Raw genomic sequence first — 26,201 nt, 5'->3', positions numbered from 1 at the left:
TCAATCGATCGCGGCCCCTTCCGTTGGTTGCCGGTGCTGCTCATGGATGCCCCTCAGCGCCTCATCCAACAGGCCTGCTGCCTCCGGATTACGAGCACGCCGACCGACGTACTCGTCGACCGTGGTCGAGATCCTTGAGTGTCCAAGCTGATCGGCAATTTTCCGTGGCGTTTGCCCTGCGTCCTCAAGGATCGTCGCGGTCGTCTTCCGGAAGACGTGGGCAGTGACCCAAGCCATCTCGTCAGCCAGCGACCGCATGCCGGCCAGCTCGGTCAGCTCCAGCAGCGCTGTCCGATCGCGCTTGCTCAACCGGTACGCGTTGGCCAAGGCGACCGCCTCTTCCGCCTCCAGCCTCACCCGCCCGGTCTCGATCAGGCTGATCCTCGTCTTCCGCCAGCCGAGCTTGTCGACGATCTGAGTCTGTGTGAATCCAGCTCGCCGCCGATGCGCTTTCAGGGTCTGCCCCAGCTCTGTTCGACGCTGACCACCCACAGGACGGCGTGCGTTCCGCAGCGCATGCTGGACGTTATGCGGATCCCGGAACCCGCCCTTGGAGTCCGGGAAGACAGGTGAGCCAGACGGCGTGCCCTCGTTCCACCGAGCAAGCACCATCTCAAGCGCCCATCGCGGCAGCACAAGAACCCGCTCGCCAGCCGCCGACTTCACGCGCCGGCGAATCAGCCCGTGGCCCTTCAGTCGCTGAACCTGGTAGCTGCAGTTGATCTGCCCCGTCTCCCGATTCACATCTTTCCAAGTGACGGCCAGCGCCTCACCGATCCGCTCACCGGTAGCCAGCATGAACTTGCACAGATCCACCAGATCAGCCCGAACCGCGCGCTCATCCTGCCGCAGCAGTTCGAACCATGCCTCTCTCTCGTCCTCCTCCAACGCTCGGGGCGACCGACGCCGCCTCTTTCCACGAATCTTGATCTCCCGAACCGGATTCGCGATCAACGCCCCATGCCGCACCGCCATCGAGAGCGCCCCTGAGAGGATGCTCTTGCAGGTCTTGGCGCTCGCGACCCCGACCTCGTTCCTGATGGCTTGAATCACGTCATTCACCCGCGGCGTCGTCAACTCCACAAGACGAATCTCGCCGATTCGTGGCGTCAGATTCTTGTCGCACTGATACCGGTAGGTCTGATGTGTCCCCGGTGCCAAGACCTCCTGCTCTCCAAGCTCCTTAATCTCAGCCAGGAACAGCTCAACCGCCACCGACACCCGGCTCTCAGGCTTGATCTCCGCGGATCCGCTCAACCTCGTCCGAGTCTTCAACATCGTCCTGAGCTTGTTCTCCGCCTCGGTAGCGGTCTTCCCCCAAGCCGCCACCCGCCGAGTCCGCCCATCGACGTCCCGATACCTAGCCTTCGCCTCGAACTTGTCCGCACGCCCCTTCTTGTCCCAGCGCATAGCCCGAGACGAGATCGTCCCCCAAGTTCCCAGCGGCAACGGCTGCTTCGCCATCCAGACCTCCGCACGAATGCCCGTCCGGTCCCGATCCGGAACGGCTATGCAGACTCAACGTCCGAGACCCAGAACAATCCGCGTGGACGCCCACGCCCATCAGCTGGGGCCATGTCACCAGGCCGCTGTAGCCAAGCGATGCCACCTGTACGCCAAGGCCAGGCACCACCATGGGCAACCCTGCCGAGGCTCGGCCGACGGGAGATTGGGCAGGCATGTTGAAGTCTCGAAACCCCTCGGAGATGGTGTAGATCTCTTCGTTCCTGGCGGGCGACAGACGACACACGACTGAATCGGCGCCTGACCTGCGGGTTTGCCTCTCAGCGTTCCGCGGCGGTGATCATCGTTTGCCATCGGCTCACGGAGCAGTGACGGAGCAGGTACTTGCCTACCGCAACTTTGAAGGATCCATTAGGCAGCAATCGATCTGTGAGCCCACAGCCGGGCAGCTGGCCCGGATCGCCTCATCAAAGTCGGTCATACCGCACTCGACGAGGTCAAGTGCCTTCAAGTCGCGCCGGACAGGAGAGGCGACAACTCGGCCCGACAGGCCCCGACCACACGCGGGGTGAGACCCAAAACCGTGGGGCCAACCGATAGCGAGGTCCGCGTTGGTTGAGTGATAGCACAGCACTATGCGCCGAGATCCTCGCTTTGCCCAGCAGCGACTACTCGCGCGACTCTAAGGGCTCTTCGCTGGCTGACGGCCGCGACTCCTACAAACTCGGCGCCCTGGTCGACGCCTTCGGCCTAGCCGAAGGACTTCCTCACGATCTGGTACCGCATCGAGCGACGTACGAGGCGATCGTATGTGCCCGGCTCCTCGCCCACCTGGCGACACCGCCCGACCGCGCGCCGCTTACACTCACCGAACTGCTGAACATCATGGCTGGCAAGGCCACCACGGATAGCGCCGCCGATGAACCGGCCGCGACCCTCTTCTGAGACCCGCCCGGACTCTTCGTCACCATCGACGGCCTGTCCGGCGTGGGCAAAACCACCACCATCACCCACCTCGCCCAACTCCTCAAAACCGACAACGTCTCCGTCCATCTCACCGCCGAACCATCACGAGGCCCAATCGGCCAACTCGCCTACGAACTCACCGACACTGAACCAGCCCTCGTCCGATGAGGTTGCGCAGATTGAGGGCGGCGGTGCGGTGTTTGAGCCAGGCGTTGTTCTTGTCGGTGCCGCGGTAGCGGAGTTTGACGCGGCGCCCGCCTTGGCGGCGATCTGGGCTATGACCCGTTCCACGTTGGGCCGGAAGGTGCGGTAGTCCTGGCGCAGTTCCGGCTTGTCGGACCAGTCATGGCGCGCCTGGCGCAGCAGCGCGTCGCGGTCGTGCAGGTGGAGTATGCGGCCGTTCTTGGCTGTGGTGCAGCGGGTCCGTAGCGGGCAGTCGCGGCACAAGACGCCGAAGACCACGGCTCGTTTCTTGGTGATCGCCCGGGTGTGTCCGGCCGGGCAGTGGGCCTGGCCGGCGGCCTCGTCCACGGTGAAGTCGTCGATGGTGAACTCGCCTTCGACCGGTGCTTCACCGGGCCTGGTTTGATCACCGCCGCATGCCCGGCGTCATCGATGGCGCCCCGCAGATCCCCTGTGCCGTAAGCGGAATCGCCATACCACTGGCGTGCCTCGGTCTCGGCGCCGAGGAAGTTCTCGGCCACGGCGGCGTCACTGTTGTCGGCCCCGGCGGCCGGGGTGAGCGCCTCGTCGGTGATGATCGCGGTCTCCGGCTCGGCCGACACGTGCGCGCGATACCCGTCGCGGGTGTTGCGTGGCGACTTGCGGGTATGCCGGGCCTCGGGATCCACCGTGGAAATCACCCGCTCCGGCGCGACCCGCCGCGCGATCCGCCACCGCCCGTCGGTGCCATCGCTACCCTCGGCCGGCTCCACGTCCTGACCGGCGACCAACGCCAGCAACGCCACCACATTCTCGGCGCGCTCATCGAGCCTGCGCCCCGAAAGCACCGCGACCAGCGCGTTCGCGTCGTTGATCAGCGCCGACACCAGCGCCTCCCGTGCGGCCGGATCGTCCCAGTCGATCGTCGGCTTGCCCGGCCGGGAATAGTCGTGACCGGTGCACACCGCCGCGATCTGCTCGGCCGCACCGGGCACCTCCCGCCCGACCCGGCGGATCACCGAGATCAGCTGAGTGACCGTGTCCTGAGTGGCCACCGCGTCGTCGAGGATGGTCGAATCCACCGCCCGCCTCGACCGGCCCCGCACCACCCCGGTCGCTTGAACCACCTTGCGGACCGCGTCGTTGATCCGATGCGGCCGACCCGACTTCGCCAACCGCCGTCGCCAATACACCAGGGTCGAGGCGTCGAAACCCTTGTCATCCAGCGCCATTCCGGTCGCGACCTTCCACCGCAGGTCACACCGCGCCGCCTCGGCCGTCTCCCGATCGGAATAGTCGTGCAAACCCTGCAATACCAGAATCGACGCCATCACCGACGCAGGGATCGACGGCCGCCCCCGGCCCGACCCAAACAAGTCATCGAAGTCGCTGTCGGCGAACAGATCCCGCCGATGCTCCGCCAGGAACGCGAACATGCTGCCCTCAGGAACCAGATGACCCACCAGAGCCCGCGCGTCCAGCAGTTCCCGGTCGACCCGCTCAACACCCTGCATGCCAAAACCCTCTCAGCACGCACAGCAGACACCGCGACGACACGCGGATTATTCAGCGGCCTCCTAGAGGCCCGACTCACATACATGGCATCCGAGGTGCGGACGTTCTCGACGCCCCACGTTTCATCGACATCGCCGGAGATGTCGCTGATCTGCTCACCGGCTCAGTGGTCGTCGCGCACAACGCCAGATTCGACCTGGGGTTCGTCACAGCTGAATACCAACGTATCGGTGCCACTCCCCCAGCCTGGCCGGCGCTCTGCACCCTGGGTATGTCATACAGACTCGGTCGGTTCGGTGGCGGTCGGCTGGCGAACTGCCTGGCTGCAGAGGGCCTCGGTCATCCGGATGCGCATAGTGCACTCGGTGACTGCAACAGCAACCGCCGGACTGTTAGCGACCTACCTTGGAAGATCGGCTCTTCACGGGGCCACCTCACTGACGGCCCTCGGATGTGTACCCGTGGATTGGCCGGACACCCCCGGTTGGCCGATATGGCCGGCCTCCGGGCGGACACACGACCGATCTGAGCGATGGAGACCCGAACTGTCTGCCCTGGCACAACTGGTACGGCACCTACCGGCACATGATCTCAGTAGTGCACGGAGTCCTGTGGACACCGCGGCGTATCTCGATCTTCTCGATCGGGCGCTGGAGGATCGCTTGATCGATAGTGACGAAGTACAGGCCCTTGCCGAGACGGCTGGGGAGTGGGGACTCCGACGGAACGATGTCGAGCAGGCTCATGCCACCTATTTACGTGCGCTGGCGGTGACTGCCCTCGCTGACGGAGTCCTCACCGATTTTGAGTTGACCGATCTTGCGGACGTTGCCTCCGGGCTCGGCCTCGGAGTGGACGAGATCGGCGCCGCATTGCACGAGGCAAGATCCCATCAGCCATCCGCGTCGGCTGGTGAACCCTTACGTGGCTTGGGTGTCTGCTTCACCGGGGCGCTGCAAGCAAGACTCAATGGACAGCCCGTCACTCGCGAGCAAGCGCAGGGTCTCGCCAGAGCCGCCGGGCTCGTGGTGCACGGCGGAGTAACCAAATCCTTGGACATTCTCGTTGTCGCGGACCCAAACTCCTTGTCGGGCAAAGCGAAGAAGGCGCGAAGCTACGGAACCCGCATCATCGCGGAAGCCGCCTTCTGGCCAGCGATCGGCCTCACCATTGACTGAGCGGGGGCTACTGATCGGTCGACACCGCCGGACGGCGAACAAGCGTGTGCGCAGCATGGTCAGAGCTCTGGGTCCGTGCACTCAGTGGGCGAACACATGGCTGAGAACGCGGACTTGACAGAGCGCGGGAGCAGAGTGAACCGCCCCGGGCTTGATGCGCTCCTCCTTCATTGGAACGCGGCATTGGCGACATGCACGTACGACGAGCAGACCAACGCCGAAGTGGCCCATGACGTCCTGGTCCTCACGGTCTGGATGTAACACTCCGTAGCCAGGTTCGTCCCTCTCAGCCGGTGAAGGACGAGCATGTTCCGCTCAGCCCTCACAGCAGCTGAAGTCTGTCCCGTCGCCTCCATTTTCTGTATCGTGACCTCAGCTAAAAGACTGGCGCCGGCGGACTCGTCGAGGGTCATTCTCCGCTCGACGAACCTGGAGGAGCCCATGTCGGCAAACCTTGTCGTTTTAGCATCTGGCGAAGGCACGACGCTGCAGGCAATCCTCGACGCATGCGGAACGCGCATTGATGCAACGATAACTGCGGTTGGCACCGACAGGTTGGGGACAGGGGCCGAGGCTCGCGCGGGGCGACACGGGATTCCAGTTTTTACCAATACCCTCGAGGATTTCACTTCTCGGGACGATTTCGACCGAGCGTTGGCCCGGGCAATTGGAAAATTCGATCCAGATCTACTCGTACTTGCAGGATATATGAAGATTCTCTCTAGCGCAGTGATAGGGACATATCCTACAATTAATACCCATCCAGCACTCTCGCCTTCATTTCCCGGAGCCCACGCAGTCCGTGATGCCTTGGCGCATGGAGTGAAGGTAACAGGCGTCACAATCCACTGGGTCGACGAAGGCATAGATACCGGCGAAATCATCGCTCAGGCTCCGGTCGCCGTTGCTGACGACGATACTACTGACAGTCTGCGTAGACGGATCCAGTCTATTGAACGGGATCTATATGTGAAAGTGATCGGGGAACTTGTATCCGAATCCCCTCTGACCCTCCGACGTCACCTAACTCAGCCAGGTATCGACCGCGATGGCGAGACCGGCTCCGATGGTCCCGAACAGCATCAGTCGTAGTGCAGCACTGATTGCCCAGTATTTCCTTGCCGCAATCGCCGATACTTGGAGTAGTTGATCCAAAACCGCACTCCTCGGCTCCGCTACAGATTCCTCCAACGCCGCCTCCAACTGGAGGCGAGACAGGCCGACCACATCACCGAAGTAAGAAATGACGCTGCCGCCATTTTTGATACGCTTGGTTTGAGGGTAGATGCAATATCCCAACATGCCGAGGCCCAACGCGACAGCTGCAATGCTGAGCCACCAGAGGATCGCCGCCGCCAAAACCAGGCGCGCGGGACTCCAATCGCTTGAGAGTGCAGAGGCGAGCAGAGCACCCACTACGACGCCAGCACCCGCCAAGAGGATGGATGCCTTTGCGTCCGCCCTCCCGATCTCCTCTCGGGCCGCTGCGAGGATTACCTCTGCGCATGCGGAGACATCATCCGTCATTGCCAAAACATCCTTTCGAGCGAATGAATGGATCAAGCACTTGATGGCCGACCCGCCACGGCTCGACGGCTTCCAAGGTAGCGATCTTCGAGAGATTTGAACAAACCGACCTGAACCGCGCACTTGCCGGAGGGCATACTCTGGGCCATTCTTGCAGGGAACCTCACCGTTCCGCCAGCGCGGGAAAGAAGGCCAAGATATGCAGCGCCGCTCAGAGATCCAACTCAGCCTGCATCGTCAAGTCTTGGGCCAATTCGAGCCGCGGATGCTTGACGGCATTCGTCAATTCATGCGGCATTTGCAGCAATTGGATGCAGATGTTGTTATGTTCATCGCTCGCAAATCCTATTGCCTGTATGACACCCTCGTTCGCCTAGGCTACATTGGAACAGACAGTCCAGTTGTTACGGATAGAATGCTGGACTTTGATTTGCGAGAACTTCGAGGAAAACGGGTCGCACTGGTTGACGATACGGTGATCCTTGGCACCACACTTGCACGTGCGCGCGCACGATTGATCGACGTGGGTGCTGAGGTCAGCATTCATGCCCTTTGCGTGGACGAGGACTTCTATTCTCCCGATATTGTCCAGTTAGATCATGCTGAACTGGTAGGCACGGATGACTTCATTAAGACATTTTGTGCGGCGGAGATAAGCGCACTTGCGTCACTCCCAAGACCTTACATCGTGGATTTTCCGATCTCAGCAAATACGCGAATTCGACGGACGGATCTTGGAACATTCTTCTCCAGTATTGAGTGGTCCACCTACAAAGTGGACAGTCCATCGCGAGGCACCACAGATATTCTCGCGTACACCTTCTTTCCCAGTGATCTTATCTACGCTGAGCTGGCTCGATCTCTCGGCCCTGACGCGTTGGCCTGCCTGGACATCGTGAAGGTGCGCGCATTTGGCCGGCTCGTCGATGATGCGGCTTGGTTCTCATTCGTTCCTATTGTAACCCTTCAACCGCTCGATGTGGCAGGAGTGGAGCGTTGCGCTCGACATATTATTCAACGACTGGAAGAATCCGGAGCCGGTCCGCTAGATTCACTCGTCGGTGCAATCCGCGAACCAATCGGATGGCTACGGATTACACAGTATCTGCTCAGCTCAGCCCTCGGCGGGCGTTTCCTTCGATCGATCGCATCGTCAATTCATGGTTTGCCCACCGTCGGCTTTCTTGATCGAGAGGCGCCCATCCACTTCGGCCCCGAACTGGGCAAGCGACTCGAGTCGATTAGCGCTCCAGCCGAACATGTAGTCTTCGGTGCGCTTTCCGATGACGCACCGCACATCGCCCTCAATCCCGCAGAGTTGCCGAGTGATGTCAAGCTGCGAACCGCGGCTCTATTTAACGATGCAGATGCCCCAGCGGATGGCATTATGCTTAGCAGTTCGCATCCTTCTAGCGGAAGCATCGAGACTGACTTTTCTGAGATCTTCCTGGCACTCTTCGAGCGCTACGAGATCCCAGCCAGAGATGAAGCGCGGCGGCTAGGCTCAGGGGTTCTAGTTGCCGACCCTGAGGACGCCCCGTTCCGCGATCGATTACTCAAAGGCATTCCGTGGCGGAGTATCACCGAACATCTTGCAAAGCGCTACGACACCGAGAATGACGTTCACTTTAGACGACTCTTAAGCCTCATCCTCGATGGGTTGAACGATCTTGGCATATCCGTTCCTATCACGTGCTGTGAGGCCGGAATCTTGTATCGCGCTTATCGCCACGGCGAAGATGTGCCAATACATGATGGCCATTTGGATCTTGCCTTTGATGCCGTTGATGGAATCCTTCATGGGTCAGGACGCGATTCGCTATCCAGAGTCGCCCTAGAGAAGCTTCTCGTTCTATTATTTCAGCTAGGCATTTCCCAAGGATACATTCTGCCAAAGGCAGATGTACCTAGTGCCAGTCGCGAACGATTGATGCTTCACCGTGCGTTTCACCTACACGGGGCGATTATGGAGTTTCGCTCCCGATCGAGTTCAGCCTCTGTGAATGAGATTTGGTTTTCGAAATATCTGCGCAGACGCAACGTCTTGACTTTAGACTCAGCGCGAAAGTATCAATTGGGAAGACGGGTTGACGGCAGCCAGGTCCACTCGATGGCGCCAGCATTCGCATTCGGGCTCGGAAACATTGTCGGAGCGTTGATGGGCGGCGGCTTACCGGGACCAGCGCAGACCACCGACGATCTCATCGCACTCACTACGACGAGAGACGCTCGAGATACATTGGCGGCAATTGAAGCAGAGCTCGTTCTATTCTCCGAATGGTGGGATGAGGAAAACGGCAGCAGCCTGCGGAGCGCATTTTCTCACCGAGATCTCCAAATGGCCGCGAAGCTTATGACTCGACTTCATCGCGGAAATGGATACACAGCAGTCAATTCGGCGCTCAAGAAGGCTCATTGGTATCGAACCCAGTTCTGGCGAAACGTAGTGGATGGCGGAACGTCGAAACTACGACACGCGGGTAGAGAAGGTGAAGCACGCACATGGGAGGGGTACTGGAAACCATACATCGAAGCCCAAACTTCAACAGGCGGGGAGGCGCTTGAGAGCGCCATTACGCAATTCGCTGGTATTTGTTGGAGCGTAGGCGCGTGGTTCGCCATTCTCGAGGAAGGTTCTGTTTCGCAAGTTCAGAGAAGTTCGAGCGAAAAGGACATTCGCAACGGGGCAAAGAAGTTGTCGACATGGCGAGCTAGGATGACCGATGCCTCGATCGCAGCGCCAAATGATGTTCTTGAAGTAGAGGAATTGATGGAGTCGTTCCGCCTCTCGACTCTCGACGAGAGACTTTCGGCCTGCCGACTCGCTCTGGAGAAGATAACAACTCTGAGGAACTCGATAGATGGCGCAGTGAGCCTAGTAGATTTCATGCTAGAGGAATATGGCACTCCGCTCGTTGGGCAACGCTATTCATATGTACTTTGGTACGACCTGGTTGATTCGAAAGGAAATGAATGGAAGGAGCAGGACATAGATGTGGAGACATATCGCCGAAGGTCCTTCGTGTTTCGCCGGGCAGCCAATTCGCAACTCATTGAGATGCAACAAGTGGCCAGGAAGAAGGGTGGCGAAGTTCACCCTTGGAAAGTTGGCCTTAGTTCCGCCGATGACGAAAAGCATGTCGCATTCGGCGGTAGATTGGCCCTTGAGTGGGCAATCGAGACCCTCGCACGGTTACGCAAGTGTGCGGAGGCGTTCCCGGGGGTCCGCTTTAGAGCCATCCTCATTGAGACCAACTTCGTAGGCACGTCCCTTTCACGGCAACACGGTGGCGAAATGATGGGACGAAGTTTCTTGGAACATCTGTCCTGCTTGCAACAGGATCTTGGGGACCTTGAGGGAAGTTATTTGGATTCGTCGTGCTTCGTGATGGTTGCCGGACAAGGGCTAATTAGGTCCGGAGTAGCCGACCGCCTTGGACTAGGAGGTATTGTTGCCAAAGGCCATCCGACTGAGGTAGAGGGGAACCAGCGAGTGACACCAGTTATTTACGGCCATCTATCGGGATGACATCACCAAGGATAGATCCAGCTCCCATTTCGATGTTTACACTGGAGTGAGATCGACGACGGCGTGCTGGACATTCCAGATCGAACTGCACGGCGCGCTCCGATGGCCCTGCTGACGGTCGCATCGTGAATCCCGTGCACGGCGAGCCTGATATTGCCCTGGACAGGCCGACTCTGTCCGCTGCCGCCCAGCCTCGCGAAAGCATCCGAACGCGCAGAACCCCGTCCACTAGCCAGTCCGGGTTCTCGATAATCCGCAAATAGCGCCACCATTGTGCTCGACGCAGTTATCGAGACGAACTGGAACCGGCATCAGCGCAGGGGGGACCGCGCCGAACAAGAGGAGCGTACTCAGGCTCCTCTAGGCGCTCGACCTGGCGGTTCCAGATCGACCTCCAGGCGTGTGGTTAAGGTGTGTGTTCGTTTTCGGACTTGCACCTCTACCACACGGTGGGCCAGGGGCGACCTCTACATCGACAGTCTGCTCGCTGTGGGGACCATCAACCGACCTGGTGGTCAGCGAGATTTCGCAGCATGAATTTGTCCGCCACTCGTCTCGGCGGTATTCGCGAGTCGACATTCGCGGAGTGATGGTCCCTCGCGCTAAGTGCGCCTCTACGCGCCCAGGGGAGGATATGGCCGGCGCGGCGCGAGTCAGACCCATCCAGCCTTGCTCGGTTGCGACGTTCCACTGCCGTTGTCCGGACGACCCGCGGCGTAGTTGGCGGTCGCGGATGTTTCGGCGCTCAGCGATTCAGCCAGTCGGGACGGGCAAGGTCGCCGTCATCGAGCCATTCGACTCCTGCATCGTCCCTGTGTAGGCCGTGGTGGTAGCCGAGGAGGCAAGGGTCATCAGTGCGTGGATTGCGGCCGTCGCAATCCACTTCTTGCGCTGAGCGTAGTACCGGCCACTCGCGCGACCGGTTCCCAGTCAGATTCATTCCGTACTCCCATCACAGCCACCGCTTGGAACGGCCGGCGACAGGGCAGGGGCAACCACGCACCGCCCGGGTGCGCGCTCGGGGCTCTTCCGCCGCCCTGACCATGGTTAGACGGTAGGAGTCCGGCAGGTGCTCAGAGTATGGACTTGCAGAGACTTGCACGGCTATTGCAGAGCCTCGAGGGCAGAGGCGATCAAGCGTCTCGCGGGGGCTCCGACGACGGCGATTTTGGATAGGCGGGCGAAGGCGTCGGCGTACATCGCTACCTCGCCAGGCTGGGTGATGGTGAGGTAGCCGGAGATGAGTTCGACGTTGACCTGGGCGTCGTCGAAGATCCAGAAATCCTCGACTGGGGGCATGGCTGTGCGGTCGGCGCCGAGGGGCAAGATGCCGAGGGAGACCGAAGGCAGCTCGCTGACGGTGAGGAGGTGGCCGAGTTGGCCAGCCATGACGTCGGTGTCGCCCATGACGTTTCGGAGTACGGCTTCCTCCACAAGTACTGTGAACGTCCGGTCCTTCTGGTGGAGCAGTTTCCGGCGCTCATTCCGCACCCTCACGGCATCCTCGACGTCGTCTGGGAGGCCGCGGCGGGCCGCGGTGCCGCGGAGCAGGGCGCGGGTGTAGCTCTGGGTCTGTACTGCACCGAGGACCAGCCACGGCGAGTACGTCCGGAAGCGTCGGGTGCGCTGCCACAGCGGCATGACGGACTCGTGGGCGCGTCGAAGTCCGCCGCGTTCCATGCGCTTCCACTGGACGAACATGCCCTCGATCGCTTCCAGCGAAGCGATTAGATCGGCGATCTGGTCTGAGGCCTCGCATTGCGCGGCTCCTCGTCGTACCGGCGTCGCCACCGGTCAACGTCTCGCCTGATCAGATGCGGTGCAGGACGTCCTGGTGGCGCAGCAGGAGTTCGTAGCCGACGGCTTCCTGTGGGAGTCGCTGGCCGTTGACCAATGCCATGCAGGCATCGCCGGCGAACTCGCACAGCCACTCGGACGCGGCCGCAGCCTCGTCGACGGCGACTCGGGCACCCGGCAGCCGGTGCGGCGTGGCGAACAGGAGCTCGTACAGCGGGATCGCGGGAACCACCGCAGGGAGACCAGCTTGCAGGGCCTTCAGGCTCGCAGCTACCGGAATCTGCAGCCCCTTCAGGTCGACATCGCCGAAGTAGACGATCCGCTGCGGCGCCGGGACCAGCAGCGGCACCGACAGCACCGCGGACGGGAACTGATTTCCGGTTCCATAGCCGACATGCCTGCCGGGACCGCCATGGTTGGCGTGCTGACGAGTGACTTCGAGCAGCGACGCGTAGGTGTGATGGTTCTCCGCGATCAGCAAAGCCTTGCCGTGCGGATCGACGGCTCCGGGAACCCACTGCGAAACGAACGGGATCGGCACCTGATGGCACCGCAGCAGCTCGAGCGTGAGCGCGCCCGCAGTGAACAATCTCGTAGTGCTGAGACGATCCAGTCGCTTCTCGTCACCGAACAGCTCCAGAGACCGTTCGCGGACCGGCACGCTCGGCCGCGCCTCACCACAGTCACGCAAGAACGCGGCAACTGCCTCGAGAACGGCGAGCTCATCGTCCCGGCTCGCAATCCGCCCGGCGGCCTCGAGCGCTGCCGGCCACACACGCACAGGCTTGGGCTGAGCCGCCCGCCGCGGGCGCGGTGGGCGGCGAACCCACAGCGGCAGCGGTGGCTGTTCTCTCCTGTCGTAGCCGCCGGCCGACGCCGGCAGGATGACCACACCGGCGGCGACCAGCTCATCCAGCGCGGCCCGGATCTCCGAGCGCGCGTCGGGAGCGGTGGCCAAGCTACGGTCGAATGCCACGGCCGCGTCATACAGCACACCTAGCTCAATCTGCTGCGTCGGTGACGTCTCGATCAGAGCAGCCAGCCGCCTGCCGAGGGAACTCAGGTTCACGATTCCGACTCAGTGCGGCTCAGGCGCGCACCCGTGATTCCGTCCGCCGCCGGACCGTAGCGATCTTCGAGTACGACGTACCGCCGGGTGCGCAGTGCCCCAGGAGCGTTGCGCAACCGCAGCACATTGGGGAACTGTCCGACCGCTCCGAGATCCTCCACACCGGTCGTGTAGACGAGCTGTACACCGTGCGCAGCCGCCACGTCGCGCTGCAATCGGAGTAGCGCGACGTGGCTCGCCGTACCGAGCGGATTGTCCAGGACCAGCGTGCCACCCGCCGCAGCCTTGCCTTGACCACGATTGACCGCGCGAAGCCGAGCGAGCGTGCAGTAGAGCGCGACGCAGACGGTGAGCTTCTCCCCGCCGGAGAATTTGCCGAGCTGGGTGACCTCGACCGGTTCCACCGCCAGGTCGCTGTTCGGCTTGAGCACCTTGACTGTGAACCCCCGCGGCGCAACGGCTTCGTGCACGCATCGCTTGAGCAGCGCGAGGCCTTCGGGCTTCGACTTCTCCGCCACGATGCGCTCGACTACGGTGTCGATCCGCGTATGCAGATCCTCTTCGGTGGCCGGGTGGGTGAACCTGATCCGCAGGAAGTGTTCGTTGCTCCAGCCGCCCAACGTGCCGGGCAGTTTCGAGTGTCGGTGCGCGGAGTCCAGCGTGGCCATCACGTCGCGCACCATCGCCGCAACCTCCACGACCACGAGACGCTGATCTCGGCCGATGTCGGCCAGCTGCCCTTCGATCGTGGTGTAGCGCAGTCGCAGTTGGGCAGCCTGCGCGGCGGCACGTCCCGCTAGAACGCTGGCATCGTCGGCGGTGAACCGATCCCGGATGGCGGCGGGAACCGTCGCGAACCGGCTCTCAGCTGCGATGCGCCGCACAACACCGACAGCATCGTCAGCGTCCCGCCTCGCATTCGATGCAGTGGAAACCGCACCGTTCAAGCACTGGAGTGCGCCATCGAGCACAGCCTCTGCGTCGGCTTCGCCGCTGTACGCCGGAACGTCCTCGGGCACCTCGGCTGGTGCGGCAGCGTCCTGCAGCCGGTTGGCCTGCTGCTGGAACACCTGCACTCTTGTACGGGCTTCACTCGCCTCGGTGCCGGCCTCAGTAGCGTCTCGCCGCAGGTTCGTAGCTCTGTTGCTCATCTCCGTTGCGCGTGCGGCTTCGTCCTCGGCCAGCCGGCGAGCCTCGGCCTCGGTCGCCGGTTCGGCTTCGAGCTGCGCGTGGCGCGGCCTGTCCTTCGGTGTCCGTTCCTTGACTTCTGCTTCTGCCAGGTCGAGCTCGGACCTCGTGGTGCTCAACATCTGCTGAGCCTCGTCGGCTGCTTCCCGTGAACGGCTTCGTGCGGCAGCACGTCTGGCCGCATCCTGCCCGTCACCTGTCGCCAGCAGATCGCCGGCCTGTTCGCGGACAGCGGGATCGTAGGCATCCAGCTCGCCGGCCGCCTTCGTGAGGCGTTCGGTGAGGCTGTTCAGCCTCTCGGCAAGCACTGACTGAGATGCCGCGGTCTGCCAGCGCCGATCGAACTCGGCGAACCGGTGCTGCAGCACCGACAACGGCTCACCGGATCCCACGCCGGCCGATTCACGGTCAGCGTCGAGCAGCGAGATCTCCCCCGCGTCCCTGAGGTGGCGCCCCCGATTCGACTTGTGCTCGGCAGCGCGGCCACGAGCTGCTTGCGCGGCGAGACGAAACTCGCGCGTACGTCGTGCGGCATCGTCGGCTGCGTCGCTGTGATGCCTGGCGTCTTTGTCAAGCTGCTCGATCTGCTGCTGGAGCGCCGGGAGCTCGGATACCTTACGCGCAAGAGCGTCGAGCCGCTCAATCTGTCCCGCCAGCACGGTCAGTTTTTCGGAGAGCTCGTTCTCGGTTTCGGCGTCCGCTTTGTCCTGGCGCTCGAGCTCCGCGATCTCCTCCGCCAGCGAGCCATCCCGTTTCTGGTACTCGTCGATGGCCTCGTTGCAGGCGGCGACGATCCGTTCGAGCTCTTCGAGGTGCCCTGCTGGGCAGTCTTGCAGGAGGCCCTCGAGTGTTGCCAGCAGCTCTCGATCTGCGGCGGCCTGTTGCTGGAGTGCGTCGATCTGCTGGTCCTGCTCGTGCCGTCGTAGCTCGCGTTCGATCCTGGCGTTCTCGGCGGCGAACGAATCGTAGAGCGCCGGATCGCTGGGTACGGCGGTCCACTCGGGCGCGGCCCGCCGCAGCGCCTCCTGCAGTTGCGCCGCGGTGCACACTGTGACGTGAGCGACGCTGCTCCAACTGGCGGAGGCGATGATGACCCGTGCATCGTCGGCATCGCCGTCCGCGACCACGACGCCGGCTGCAAGCTCCGCCACGTGGGCGTTGTCCAGTACGGCCCCCCGCTCGGCTTCGGCGACCAGATCCCGCAGAAGATGCCATCCCGGTCGTGCAGCGACTTCGTTGGCGATCAGGGTCTCCGCGGCCCGCTGGGCATCACGCGTAGTCGGCAGGAAGTCTTCGGTCCTCAGGCCCTCCAACGCGCGATCGTCGTCTGCCGCGTCAACCCGCGAGTCGACGATCGCCAGCTCGGCGGCGGCAGCCGCATGGGTCAGGGCGGCCCGGAGATCGGCGGCCTCGCCCCACAGATTCAGACGCCCACCGTCTCCGAGCTCTACCAGCTCCGCGAGTCTGGCATCGGTCGCGAGTGCCTCGACCCGCGCGGCCAGCTTCCGACGATCGTCGGCCACCTGATCTCGCTCGGCGACCTTGGTGGCCTGCTCGCCTGTGAGCCGCTTTCGCTCGTCCTGCAGCGCCCGTCGCTGCTCTGGTACGGCGGACCGCCGCACCCGAATAGTCTCCCGCAGCTCCACGGTCGACCGCCTCGCAGCCCGCGAACCGGCGAGCACCTCGGATGGCTTAGCAGCAGGATCAGGCAGATCACCACTGTCAACGGCCGCCTCGACGGCCTGCTCGATCTCGATCACCTTGCCACGTAGGTTCTCCGCGCGGGTGGTGGCTTCGGTCGCCTTATCACGATTGCCCTGCGCAACAGTCGCCTCGTGCTCGGCGTCCGTCTCCCCCTCCTCGGCGGCGGAAACTGCCTCCGCCTCCGCCTCGTTCTCCTCGTCAGCGAGCGTTCGGTAGCGCGACTTCAACTCCAGCGCAGCGTCGTCACGCGCGGCACGTAGCGGAGCTGTCTTGTGCTCCTCCTCGGCCAACTGTTCCCGCACCGACTTCGCCGCCTCCTGCACCTCCATCCGCTCGGCCAGCCAGTGAACCGCCTCCCAAGCCAGGCTCTCGCTCTTGGCTTCGTCCGCCTGGCGCGCAGCACCGTCGCACGCGGAACGGGCAGCTGTGAGCCGATGGGTCGCGGCGACCCTGAGCAACTCATTGGCCGTGTCGTTACGTCGGTTCCGCTCGCTGTCCAGTTTGGTTGCGCGCTCGCGCAGTCGATCCGACTCCTCGCCGTACCACGTCGCGTCGGCCTCCTGAGCCCGGGAAGCTGAGCGAAACGCACCGGCGAGCGCAGCGGCGGCCGATCGCGCATCGGTAGCCTCGCCCTCAGCCTGCAGTGCCCGCGCATGCTTCTCCGCGAGTTCGTCGAGCTTGTCCGCCAGCCCGCCGCAGAAGTCACGTTCGATCGTCAACTGCGGTTTACGGCCGAGCACGTCGATGATCTTCTTCAAGTTCGCCGCAACGAGATCCGGCTGCGCACTGTCAACGGTCAGGTCGATCAGGAAGTCGATGAACTTGTCCGTCGTCGGAAAGTCGAAGAGCTCGGCGACGCCGCCCTCCGAGTGGTTCATCTGCTTCTGATACCGGAACAGCCCCGGGTCGAGGTTGCGGGCCACAAGTGCATCCATCCAGGTGCTGCGTTGCTCGGTGATCGTGAACAGGAACTCCTGCGGACGCGACGCGGCGATCTCCTGCAGACAACGAACGAAATCCGACCTGGATCGGCGGCGGCCTGTCTCATCGTCGATCGGCAAGTGGTCCAGGTCGAGCACGCCGGGGACAGCGAAGAAGGCGTAGTACGAACTCTTGAGCTTCTCGCGGTCACGATCCGGGTCGGCTGGCTTGCGCCGCTCGACCCATTCGTAGACGGCGCCCGTGATGAGCCGCTGCCGACCACGTTGCGGGTCGGAGGCTACCCACTCGGCAACTGTATGGCTCGTGTCGCCGGTGGCGATGTAGTCCTCCAACTGCCGCTTCACCGCCTTCCCCAGGAAGTCTTTCCGCAACGGGAGCAGCAACGCGAAGAACAGGGACAGGAGACTGGACTTGCCGCCGCCATTCCGCAGCCAGACGATCGAGTCGGTCGGCTCCCCTTCACCGGCCGAGCCATCAAGGCCGGACGCGGTCAGGTCCGCGGTCAAGTCCGTGAACCGTGCAGCGCGGTCACCGACGCTCGCCAGCCGGAAGCGCGACAGGTGGTACGTCACGCCGCGCCCTCCTCACGCCGCATCGACGCGAGCACGGCGTACGTCGCATTCCCGGCAAGCTCGCGGGCTTGGATACGGAACCGCTCCAGCAGCTGGAATGCCTCCGGACCGCGCGTCGGCGCCGGTCTGGCGAGCCCCTGATCGACCATCCACGTGAGCACACTGGCCACCCAGTAGGGCGACGAGGCCGGTGACCGTCGAGCCTTTCCCTTGCCCTTGTCCGCTTTGTAGCCAGGTGACAGCCGGTCGTACGTTCGCCACGCCTCCTCGAACGATTCCTCCTCTCGCATGACCAAGTCCGGCGACTGCTTGAGGCGCTCGCACACCTCGCGAAGGAAACGTTCGATCTCCTCCACCGACACCCAATGCACGCGGTCATCGTCGAAGTCGGCCGGCGCCGGAAACGCGAACGCCGCCACAGCTACGCTGACCAAACCGATCAGCAGCCGGTCACTGACACGGGTCACATTGGGCAGATCCGAGATCCGGAACGCGAAGACGGATTCACGGCGTGCACCAAGGACCAGGCCGAGATCCGACTCAGACAACACCTGCGCATCCAGCCCGTCGAGCACGCCGTCGACCGCGTTCCGGAACTCGGGGTCCGTGCGGTACCGGCCCAGCAGGGCGCGGTATTCGGAGTCCGCACCAGGTCGCAGCTTCGGACGCAGACCGCACCCGATGAGTACGCCGACATCGGCGAGGTCACGCTGGCTCAACGTCACGACGCCTCCTGATCGCTCGGAGCACCGGCCCATGCCCCGAGCGCATCCTCGTCCTCAGCGACAATCAAGTCGTCCCCCGACCAACCGGACAGCGGGATCCGTGTCCCGTCGGCATCGACGACCGCGGTTGGTCCGAGTACCTGGGCAGCCGTGTCCACCGCCGTCGAGAAGTCCTCGACCGACTCGGGAGCGAAGCTCCACAGCACCGACAGCGCGATCACGCGTTCCACTGCCGCCCGATCGACCTCCGCCGGTAGATCCGCCCCACGGGCCGCTGACAACAACGCAGACAGGCGCGACGGCAGCTCAACAGAATCAACCACCTCCGCGGCAGCCGCAAGCACCTCGGCCGAAACCGCTGGCGGATCCGGATCATCCAGCTCGTCGTCCGGATCGGGTGGATCCTCGATGACGCTGCCTCGCCGTGGCGCCAGCAGATCGTCCACTAGATCGGCAAACCGCACGATCCGCGGCACCTGCGTGCCCGCGATCGACGTCGCGAAGGTCTCGGCCGGTTCCACTGCGAGATCCGCCGGGAGAGTGAGCAGCGGGAGGAAGACATCGTCGGTGATGTTCGGATTCCGCAGACTGCCGACCGGCCTGAACGACTGACGTGTTTGTTCGTCCAGGAACGTCGTTCGCGCACTGACCAGCCGCCCGTGGAGCTCCGTGTGCCTGTGGCGACATTCCTCGAGGAGACCCGCGATACGTGCAGCCGCACCGGCAACCTCAGGCTCTGCATCCGGGGCATCCAGCGCCCCACGAACATGCTCGAGCGCCTTGGCTTCCGCCGACAGCCGCTCCTCCAGATGCGCGCGATTGCGCTCCAACTGCTGCGGCACCTGCTCGGTCCATTGATCCAGCACCGTCCGGATGTCCCGCGTCGTGTCGGCGAGCAAGGTCCGCAGCTCGTCGGCGTAGCGCACAGACAGCAGGCGCGACCGTTCCGCAGCCTTCTCCGCCTGCCCGAATGCACCCCGCTCGAGCTGTCGCGCAAGCATGAGCTCTATCGCGGCTTGCTCGTCCTCGACGTCGAACTCCAATCCGCCGACCAGCGCATTGATCGCATCCGCCGACGCACGTAGCACGTTCACGCCCCGGGCGTGATCCTCATGCTCCGTCAGCAGGCGGAACTCCGCGGGCATCTGCCGGTGCCGGATCGCCCCGTCGCCGTCACGGCTGAAGATCGAAATCTGGTACCGATACGGCGCTTCACGCTCCCGACGATTGAGCAGTGCGTCGATGACGTACCTCGCGACCAGAGCGTGTTCGTCAACCGGACGCTCCGGATGCGCGGTCGCGGCCAGCGCCTCCAGGCCAGCCACGACTTCGTCATAGGACACCTCGTCGTCGAACCCCTGCCTGGCGATCACCGAGTCGATCGCGGCCAGCGCAAGCGTCACCACGTCGTACCGCTGGTCACCCCACGACTGCCGTCCGGCATTGTCCGCCGCATCGGCCACCGGCCGAATCCGCAGCAACGCCCGCACCCGTCCACCGAACGACTCGTCGAACACGGCCCGCCCGACCGACGGAAGGTCACTCACCCAGCGTCACTCCCCTCACCGAGTCGCCACCGGACGCATGCGTCTCCCCCGCACCTCCAGCAACGCAACGATAACAGAACGTCACAACCACGTCACAGGCCAAGATCCAGCTCGGCGACCGCCAACTCCCGGGTCGTTTCAGTGCCTCCTCCCCGGCGCTCGACAAGTTCGCTGATCTTTCGCCACATCCGGTAGTCCTCGACCGAGATGAGCACGGCCTCTGATCCGCCCCGAGCTGTGATTCCGACAGCGCCCCGGTCCTCGTTGACCGTCTTCACGAGTGTGCCCAACCGCTTCTTCGCCTCAGTGGCCGACAGCCACTGATCTGGACCCGGACTGTTACTGCCGACGTCGGAGCCATCAACCACCGGGTTCATGGCCTCATCGGTAGCTGACTTCGTCCGCTGGTGATCGCTCAGGTGTCGCCTACGGCCAACCGGTCGAACAGTGCCGCCACGCGCGGCGTGAAGTTGGTCGATTCGATCGGACGGCGGTCATTGCTCAGCAGACCGTCCTCCCGAGCAATCACGATCATTCCCTCGATTTGTGCGCGTGTGTAGAGGCGTCGTCCACCATGCTGACTGCCCTCGCGGCCCGCTGCTTGCTGGACCTTAGGGATGATCCCCTTGCGCTCCCAGAGACGGATCGTGAGGGGTTTGCGGTTCATCGCGAAGGCGAGCGCACCGATGAGGAACAACTCGGTCACTCGGCCGGTTTCAGGGTCGCGCTGGACCCGCCTGCCTCGAGGAACGTTGTCCCAACCCGCCGGCTCCCAGGGTGCCTGCGAGTTGTTGCCTGGGTAGTACTCCTTCGCGAGTTCCTCGACCACGCGATCGACGTCGTCAATGGCGTTCGGATCGAATGCATCGCCGCTCAAGGTGCTCATGCCACGAGTCTGCTCGCAATCAGATGACCGTTTCCACCATTCTGAGTTGTGATTTCGAGTTGTCAGTTCTACGGCGATGGCGACTGAACCCTCACCGCTCCGCGAGTGCGGCGTCGAACTGCGGTGTGCAGTACGGCGTCATATTCGCGTACGGCGCACAGATGGTCAGGCAGCTGGTCCGTGCCGGGGCCTACTAGTCACCGACCGGATTGGGGCTGGTTCCGTCGCGCAGCGGGCCGGTCCTTGATTCCGATCAACACATCCTTGCCCAGGTGCTCCTTGATCAGATACACCAAGCGATCGCCGTCGATGAGTTCCATTCGCCCATGCTCGCGTGCCTTGTCCCAGCACTTGGGTGTGAACCAGGAGGTCGTGACGAGAATTCCCCAGCCAGCTCGTTTCTCTTCCATGGCACCGGCCAGCTCACGCACGTGGCTGATGCCGACCACCTTGCTCCAGCGCTTGGCCTGCACGATACTCAGGCCACCCATCAGCGGCGTACGCTTCGCGATGACCGCATCGACTCCGTCATCGTTGCTCTGCTCCGTCGTCCAGCCCTCGGCACCCTGGGCGACGAAGATCTCCCGGACCAGATGTTCGAAGTTGGTCGGCGACATCTCCATCAGGTCCGGACGCGCGTCTAGTGTCGAAACCGCATCAAACCCCTCGACGAACGAGAACTTGCTCAGGTCGAAGTCGAGGATCGGTTCGATCGGCTCGAGCTCGTACGGATGGGCCGAGACGATCGCATTGAGGTGCCGGACGCAGGCCGCCAGCTCGACCTTCCGCAGGTTCGCATCCTGCGGGAAGTCCTCACGCTCGACGTTGAGGCTGATGATGCACGGGAACTCGTTCTCTCCGGTGCCGGGATTGAGGGCTTGGACGTGACCGTTGAATGCCACCGTCCGCAGTTTCGGATCGCCGGCGAAGAGATCGCGGATGTACAGCAAAGCGACCTGGCTGATGATCGCCCGGTACAGGCTCCCGGCCTCCTTCGCCTGCCTGGCGGTCGGACGTACCTCATCCTTGGTCGGCAAGTAGCGGTACGACGAGACCATCGGCACGACGCTCTTCGGCGGCAGCTCGACCTGGAGCACGACCTGATCCGCACGAGGACTGAACGTCAGCGCCAGACGTCGCGGAAACGATGCGGGTATCGGGGTCGCCTTGATCACCTGTCGCAGGTATTTCTCGACGGCGTCCTTCTGTCGCTCGTCGAGCTGCCCAGCAAGGGCCTCGACCGAACGGTTGTGCCGGGCAACTTGCTTCGCCTCCGCGTCAACCCGCTCGGCATGATCCCGCTTAAGCTGCGAGATCGTCTGCTGACGCTGTCTCTCCTGCTCCGCATGCTCCTCTAGTGCCTTCTGGAGCGCGGCCTCGGCCCACCGCCGCCTGTCTTCGTACCTCGCCTCGCCGCCGAAGAACCTCGAGATCGGGCCCGGAGGATTAGGTGCGTACTGATCCCAGGTCGGCTTTGGACTCGCCTGCGCCAGGTCTCCCAGCTTGAGCTCCGGTGCCTTGAAGGTCCGGCGTAGCGCGCGAAGATTTATCCTTGCAGGACGCGAGAGACCTGATTCGAGGATCGAGCGGAGCTGCTGGACGCTGGCCTCCAACTGCTCGTTGTCCTGGTCGACCTGCTCCGTCATACGAAGTTGGTGCAGCCGCTTGCGCTCCTTCTCCGCCTCTCGCACTGCTCGCTCCCGCGCACGCTCCTCCCATTCCCGCGCCCGCGCCGCTGCGGCAGCTTGTCGCTGCCACTCGTTCTGGGAACCCTGCCCACGCGCCATCCGCCCTCCCAAGCCACGTCGACCTGCCCGCGGAGGCACCGAACTCAGCGGACAGCACCAGCTACACAATGTTACGAGCGCAGCCCGCGCCGACCCACTCGACGAGAGTCGGCTTACTCCCCCGGCTGTGCCGGGGCCCGTCGACATCGGTACTTCGAGCACACCGCGGACACCTAGGTGCAGGACCCTTCCGCCCCGACTCGGGCCAGCGCAGGCCGGCCAGCCCGTCCCTTACCAGGAGAGTGGAACCGTGGCGCGTGCACTCGACAGTCGGTCCGGTCGCCGCTGCGAGCTGGTATGCGTAACCTCAGCAACCACCGGATCCGTCACCGCCGGTATCTCCGGCTCCTGGTCGCGACCATCTGCGAAGGCTCGCTTGTGCCGGTTGCTTCCGGCGCAGAGGTTCGGCGACATCAACGAGGGCTCTGACTGTCGGTGGTCGCTGTCAGACTCTCGGTCATGATCGAACTCGTGTCCTCGCTCGGCTCTGCGGTTCTGAACAGCGCGGCCGGAAAGGCAATGAAACCTTTGGCCCTGCTTCTCGACTGGCTGGTGTTCTGTTGGCTCGCGGCGGCCCTGCACCACCGGCAGTTGCCCAGTGCAGTGCTGCAGCACGCCATCGACTGGACAGGCCTGAGTTGGTCGATCGGCTCGGCGACAGAGTGGCTGCACACCCGTAGCGACGCTGTTGCGACCGCGGCCGTCGTACTGGCCTTTGTCGCAATCGCGGGGGTCGCCCTTGGTTCGGTCACGTGGTTCGAGACCACCCGAGGGCCGGTCGGCTTGGCTCTCGCCGTTCTGATGTTGCTGGAGGTCGACGGCGTCTCGTGGCAACTGATTCTTCTGGGCTGTATCGGACCAGTCATCGCGATGGTCCGCGAACGAAGCCTGGAGAGCGGCTTGTTCGTACTGACGTGTCCGCTGCTCTACCTGCTTCTACCGCCGCTGACGATCATCGCGCAGGCGCTCGGCTTCAGCAGACCACGCGCCAAGCTGACTCCAAGGGCCGAGTCGCGAGCGCAGCCGGCGTCCCTGACCACAACCTGACGCAGAGGCCGGCACGGCGGGCCCGCACGCCGGGCAGAACGTAACGCCGCCCGGTAGCCGTAACTGGCATGCCGAGGCGGGCATCGTCGTCACGCCCGGGCGTGCCGAGGCCGCTCGACCGGGCGGGCGGCTGCGGCTCGCGCAACGCCTCCAGAATCATTCGCCGCGATCTGTGCGCCAGGACGGACAGCTGCTCATCCGCGCTGACGACGTGCACCGGCGACCCGTTCTGGTTTGATCCGGGAGCCAAGCCGCTGTGCCGACACGCTGAGTGGCCGGACAGGCCTCGCGTCGCCTTCATAACCTTGAGTGATCGGGCTGGTGTGTTCGATCACCTTGGGGGTCGTGTATGGGTGTCGAGGCTGGTCACTCCGTTGCCGCGCTGAGCTGGGGGCTTCTTCGCCCTTATGTGTCCGTGGTGGTTCTGGAATGCATGGCCGACGATCCGAGGCAGTTCTTCGACGGATGCGAGCGCGTACTGCGTGATCCATGGCGGTCACGCCCTGGACGGGAAGAGCGGATCATCGCCAGCAGCTCGCCCGATGCCGGCCAGCCCGAGGCTCCTCGCGGCCTCGAGAATCTCGGTATCGACCAGATCGCAGCCTTCGTGCGGGAAGTCCGCGCGCATCCTGGATGGGCCGCACCGGGGTCGAGCTTCGTCGACACGACGAATCACCTGACCGCCGTTCTCCGCCGCGGCCGGCTGTTCGCCGTACACACCGACAACGTCACCGTCGACCGCCTGCAACGATGGCTCGACAAGGCGCCGAGGCCGGCGCTGCGCCGGATCCCGCCCGATGTGCTCGAATCAGCCCTGCTCACCGGTGAATCCAAGGGACTGTGGCTCCGTGGCACGCATCAACGCCGGACGACGAAACCCGACACCAAGAACATCAGCGGCCAGCGCCTCCAGGACGCGCTCAGTCCGTTCGAGGACTCGTCGTTCGCGATGGGGTCGGCGAAGGCCCTCCTCGACGACGATCCCGAGCGATTCGTCCTCCACGGCACGATCGGGACGACACCGAGGCGGTCCTCGGTCTGGTTCGGGCCGGCCACCGACTTCAACGCTTTCGCCGCGGCCGTGGCCGAGCTCCTGCTGTTGCTGGACAAGGCCCTTGTGTCCGGCACCGCCACTGGACACGGATTGCCGCACCTCGCACGTCCGGTCGCCGATCTGTCGGGAGTATTCGGCGCGTACGAGATCATCGCGACGACACCGGACGAGCTGGCGAACCTGCCGGACCTCGGAGACGAAGTCCGCGACGCTGCCATCACGCTCGAGGCCGCGACGCTCGACGTACAGGAGAAGGCGAACTCCCCCGACTTCGTGCTCGGCGTCGGCTTCGGCGGATCGATCAGCGGCACGCTCGCGCTGGGTCCCCGGGTCGGCGACCACGGATTCGATCTCAGCCTGGGGTACGCCACCGAACCGACCGATCCGCCGACAGTCCGGGAGATCATGGACGCGCTCGGGCACCAGGAGCTGCTGACCGTCTACTACCGGTCGGGCCACACGTTCAGCAACGGCCAGATCTGGAAGGAGCGGATTCCCGTCGCCGCATTCCGGAACTGGATGTTCGAGGACTTCACCGGGTTCGACATCACCCGCGAGAAGCCGGACCGCACGGAACCGCAGGAGATCCACGACCTCGCGGGCCGGCCGGGCGACACGTCCCTGTTCGGCTGGGTCGTCCAGCACTTCTCCGATGGCTGGCTGACCTGTGACGACGGCGCCGGCGAAGCCGCCGACTTCTTCCACATCGCACCTGACGACGGCTGTCTGAGCGTCAACCATGTGAAGGCCGCACGGAGCGCGTCGCCACGCCGCCGCGTCGCCGCTGCGGCGTACGAAGTCGTGGTCGGCCAGGCTGTGAAGAACCTCGTCTACGCGGACACCGATCGGCTGCGCACCAAGCTGAGCCGAGCACCCGTAGCCCGCCCGGCCTGCTGGTCAGACGGTGCGAGCGTCGATGATCGCACCGAGTTCCTCGAGGCCCTCGAACCGCGCAACGCCACCGACCCCTGGCGAGTCGTCGTCGTCCAGCCCCACATCGCTGAACCGACCTATCATCAATTGCGTTCCGGCTCGAACGGCGCCGAGACCGACCTGCTACGACTGCACCTCGTCGAGACCCTCCTCAATTCCGCCCGCGCCTCCGGCGTCGGCATCGGCGGCGAACTGGAGGTCATCGGCAGCTCCTAGGACCCGGACCGCGCGCAGGCTTCTCCCTCCTTGTGAGCCTCGGCTACTCAACGGATGCAGGCAACTTTCAGTCGCCGTGCAGGGTCGACCGCTGACACACTTCTTGCATCCAAGGCGTTTCAGCCGAGCGCAACGACTATTCGAACGCATCGCCCGCCGACCGTTGAGCCAATATGGACACCTCCGCGAGCCAGTATCTCGCCAATCTAGACGCCCGAAGACGCGCATGCGAGCACTGCGAAGCAACCTTCAACCCCGGCAGATCCGACCAACGCTTCTGTACCGATCTATGCCGCCTCCGGAATTTGTCAAGGCGGATGAGGCCAGCGTGAGTTAGGCGGCTAGTTTTGTGTCGGTTTCCTTCTGGGGTGTCGGTGCTGGTCTGTTGATCCA

General features: G+C 63.6%; 18 protein-coding genes and 1 pseudogene. 8 read left to right on the top strand and 11 right to left on the bottom strand.

The features are described from left to right. The gene (locus EV643_RS32695; RefSeq protein WP_166665664.1) at window positions 1-1,410 is read right to left on the bottom strand and encodes a helix-turn-helix domain-containing protein; all 1,410 of its coding nucleotides are present in this window, start codon (window positions 1,408-1,410) and stop codon (window positions 1-3) included. Between the two features lie 669 nt (window positions 1,411-2,079). On the opposite strand from EV643_RS32695, the gene EV643_RS32690 reads away from it, so the two are divergent. Both EV643_RS32690 and EV643_RS47040 read left to right on the top strand, forming a co-directional pair. Further along, window positions 2,080-2,409, top strand: coding sequence for a hypothetical protein (locus EV643_RS32690; protein ID WP_133804053.1), 330 nt, complete (start codon window positions 2,080-2,082; stop codon window positions 2,407-2,409). A 24-nt stretch (window positions 2,410-2,433) separates the two neighbouring features. Further along, entirely contained in the window at window positions 2,434-2,598 is a 165-nt protein-coding gene (locus tag EV643_RS47040; RefSeq protein ID WP_133804196.1) for a hypothetical protein, read from the top strand. Here EV643_RS47040 and EV643_RS32680 read toward each other — a convergent pair. Continuing rightward, a pseudogene (locus tag EV643_RS32680) lies at window positions 2,567-4,106 on the bottom strand (IS1182 family transposase). The gene EV643_RS47040 and the pseudogene EV643_RS32680 sit on opposite strands and share 32 nt — an antisense overlap. A 47-nt stretch (window positions 4,107-4,153) precedes the next feature. Between EV643_RS32680 and EV643_RS47035 the strand changes: the two are divergent. From EV643_RS47035 to purN, 3 genes are all read left to right on the top strand, one after another. Next, entirely contained in the window at window positions 4,154-4,636 is a 483-nt protein-coding gene (locus EV643_RS47035) for a 3'-5' exonuclease (RefSeq protein WP_133804195.1), read from the top strand. Between the two features lie 82 nt (window positions 4,637-4,718). Next, the gene (locus EV643_RS32670) at window positions 4,719-5,285 is read left to right on the top strand and encodes a BRCT domain-containing protein (RefSeq protein WP_133804052.1); all 567 of its coding nucleotides are present in this window, start codon (window positions 4,719-4,721) and stop codon (window positions 5,283-5,285) included. Window positions 5,286-5,591: 306 nt separating this feature from the next. Further along, window positions 5,592-6,377 (top strand): phosphoribosylglycinamide formyltransferase, encoded by a 786-nt coding sequence (gene purN, locus EV643_RS32665; RefSeq protein ID WP_370452412.1) that lies wholly within the window; start codon window positions 5,592-5,594, stop codon window positions 6,375-6,377. Here purN and EV643_RS32660 read toward each other — a convergent pair. Continuing rightward, window positions 6,309-6,812 (bottom strand): Pycsar system effector family protein, encoded by a 504-nt coding sequence (locus EV643_RS32660; protein WP_133804051.1) that lies wholly within the window; start codon window positions 6,810-6,812, stop codon window positions 6,309-6,311. The two genes, purN and EV643_RS32660, sit on opposite strands and share 69 nt — an antisense overlap. A 265-nt stretch (window positions 6,813-7,077) precedes the next feature. Between EV643_RS32660 and EV643_RS32655 the strand changes: the two genes are divergently transcribed. After that, window positions 7,078-10,341, top strand: coding sequence for a phosphoribosyltransferase (locus tag EV643_RS32655; protein ID WP_133804050.1), 3,264 nt, complete (start codon window positions 7,078-7,080; stop codon window positions 10,339-10,341). A 1,104-nt stretch (window positions 10,342-11,445) separates the two neighbouring features. Here the strand turns inward: EV643_RS32655 and EV643_RS32645 are convergent. From EV643_RS32645 to EV643_RS32610, 8 genes are all read right to left on the bottom strand, one after another. Further along, window positions 11,446-12,132, bottom strand: a complete 687-nt coding sequence (locus EV643_RS32645) for a DUF5753 domain-containing protein (protein ID WP_202869865.1) — start codon at window positions 12,130-12,132, stop codon at window positions 11,446-11,448. Window positions 12,133-12,151: 19 nt separating this feature from the next. Continuing rightward, window positions 12,152-13,114, bottom strand: coding sequence for a hypothetical protein (locus EV643_RS32640; protein WP_133804048.1), 963 nt, complete (start codon window positions 13,112-13,114; stop codon window positions 12,152-12,154). 89 nt (window positions 13,115-13,203) lie between these two features. Continuing rightward, window positions 13,204-17,613 (bottom strand): coiled-coil domain-containing protein, encoded by a 4,410-nt coding sequence (locus tag EV643_RS32635; protein ID WP_133804047.1) that lies wholly within the window; start codon window positions 17,611-17,613, stop codon window positions 13,204-13,206. Next, complete coding sequence (locus EV643_RS32630) at window positions 17,610-18,338, bottom strand: hypothetical protein (RefSeq protein ID WP_133804046.1); 729 nt, start codon at window positions 18,336-18,338, stop codon at window positions 17,610-17,612. The genes EV643_RS32635 and EV643_RS32630 overlap by 4 nt, the downstream gene beginning before the upstream one ends. After that, the gene (locus tag EV643_RS32625) at window positions 18,335-19,885 is read right to left on the bottom strand and encodes a hypothetical protein (RefSeq protein ID WP_133804045.1); all 1,551 of its coding nucleotides are present in this window, start codon (window positions 19,883-19,885) and stop codon (window positions 18,335-18,337) included. The genes EV643_RS32630 and EV643_RS32625 overlap by 4 nt, the downstream gene beginning before the upstream one ends. 92 nt (window positions 19,886-19,977) lie before the next feature. Then, window positions 19,978-20,262, bottom strand: coding sequence for a type II toxin-antitoxin system Phd/YefM family antitoxin (locus tag EV643_RS32620; protein ID WP_133804044.1), 285 nt, complete (start codon window positions 20,260-20,262; stop codon window positions 19,978-19,980). A gap of 38 nt (window positions 20,263-20,300) precedes the next feature. Then, the gene (locus EV643_RS32615) at window positions 20,301-20,771 is read right to left on the bottom strand and encodes a MerR family transcriptional regulator (protein ID WP_133804043.1); all 471 of its coding nucleotides are present in this window, start codon (window positions 20,769-20,771) and stop codon (window positions 20,301-20,303) included. A 197-nt stretch (window positions 20,772-20,968) separates the two neighbouring features. Then, window positions 20,969-22,558: a restriction endonuclease gene (locus EV643_RS32610; protein ID WP_166665663.1), complete on the bottom strand. Its 1,590-nt coding sequence runs from the start codon at window positions 22,556-22,558 to the stop codon at window positions 20,969-20,971. 459 nt (window positions 22,559-23,017) lie between these two features. Between EV643_RS32610 and EV643_RS32605 the strand changes: the two genes are divergently transcribed. Together EV643_RS32605 and EV643_RS32600 are read left to right on the top strand one after the other, a co-directional pair. Further along, a complete protein-coding gene (locus EV643_RS32605) occupies window positions 23,018-23,605 on the top strand; it encodes a hypothetical protein (protein WP_133804041.1) in 588 nt (195 codons plus the stop codon). 433 nt (window positions 23,606-24,038) lie between these two features. Beyond that, window positions 24,039-25,808 (top strand): hypothetical protein, encoded by a 1,770-nt coding sequence (locus tag EV643_RS32600; RefSeq protein WP_133804040.1) that lies wholly within the window; start codon window positions 24,039-24,041, stop codon window positions 25,806-25,808. Window positions 25,809-26,201: the final 393 nt, after the last annotated feature.

It is taken from the genome of Kribbella caucasensis (genome assembly GCF_004361855.1).
In the GTDB taxonomy this organism is placed as follows: domain Bacteria; phylum Actinomycetota; class Actinomycetes; order Propionibacteriales; family Kribbellaceae; genus Kribbella; species Kribbella caucasensis.
This window is presented reverse-complemented; position numbering and strand designations above follow the sequence as displayed.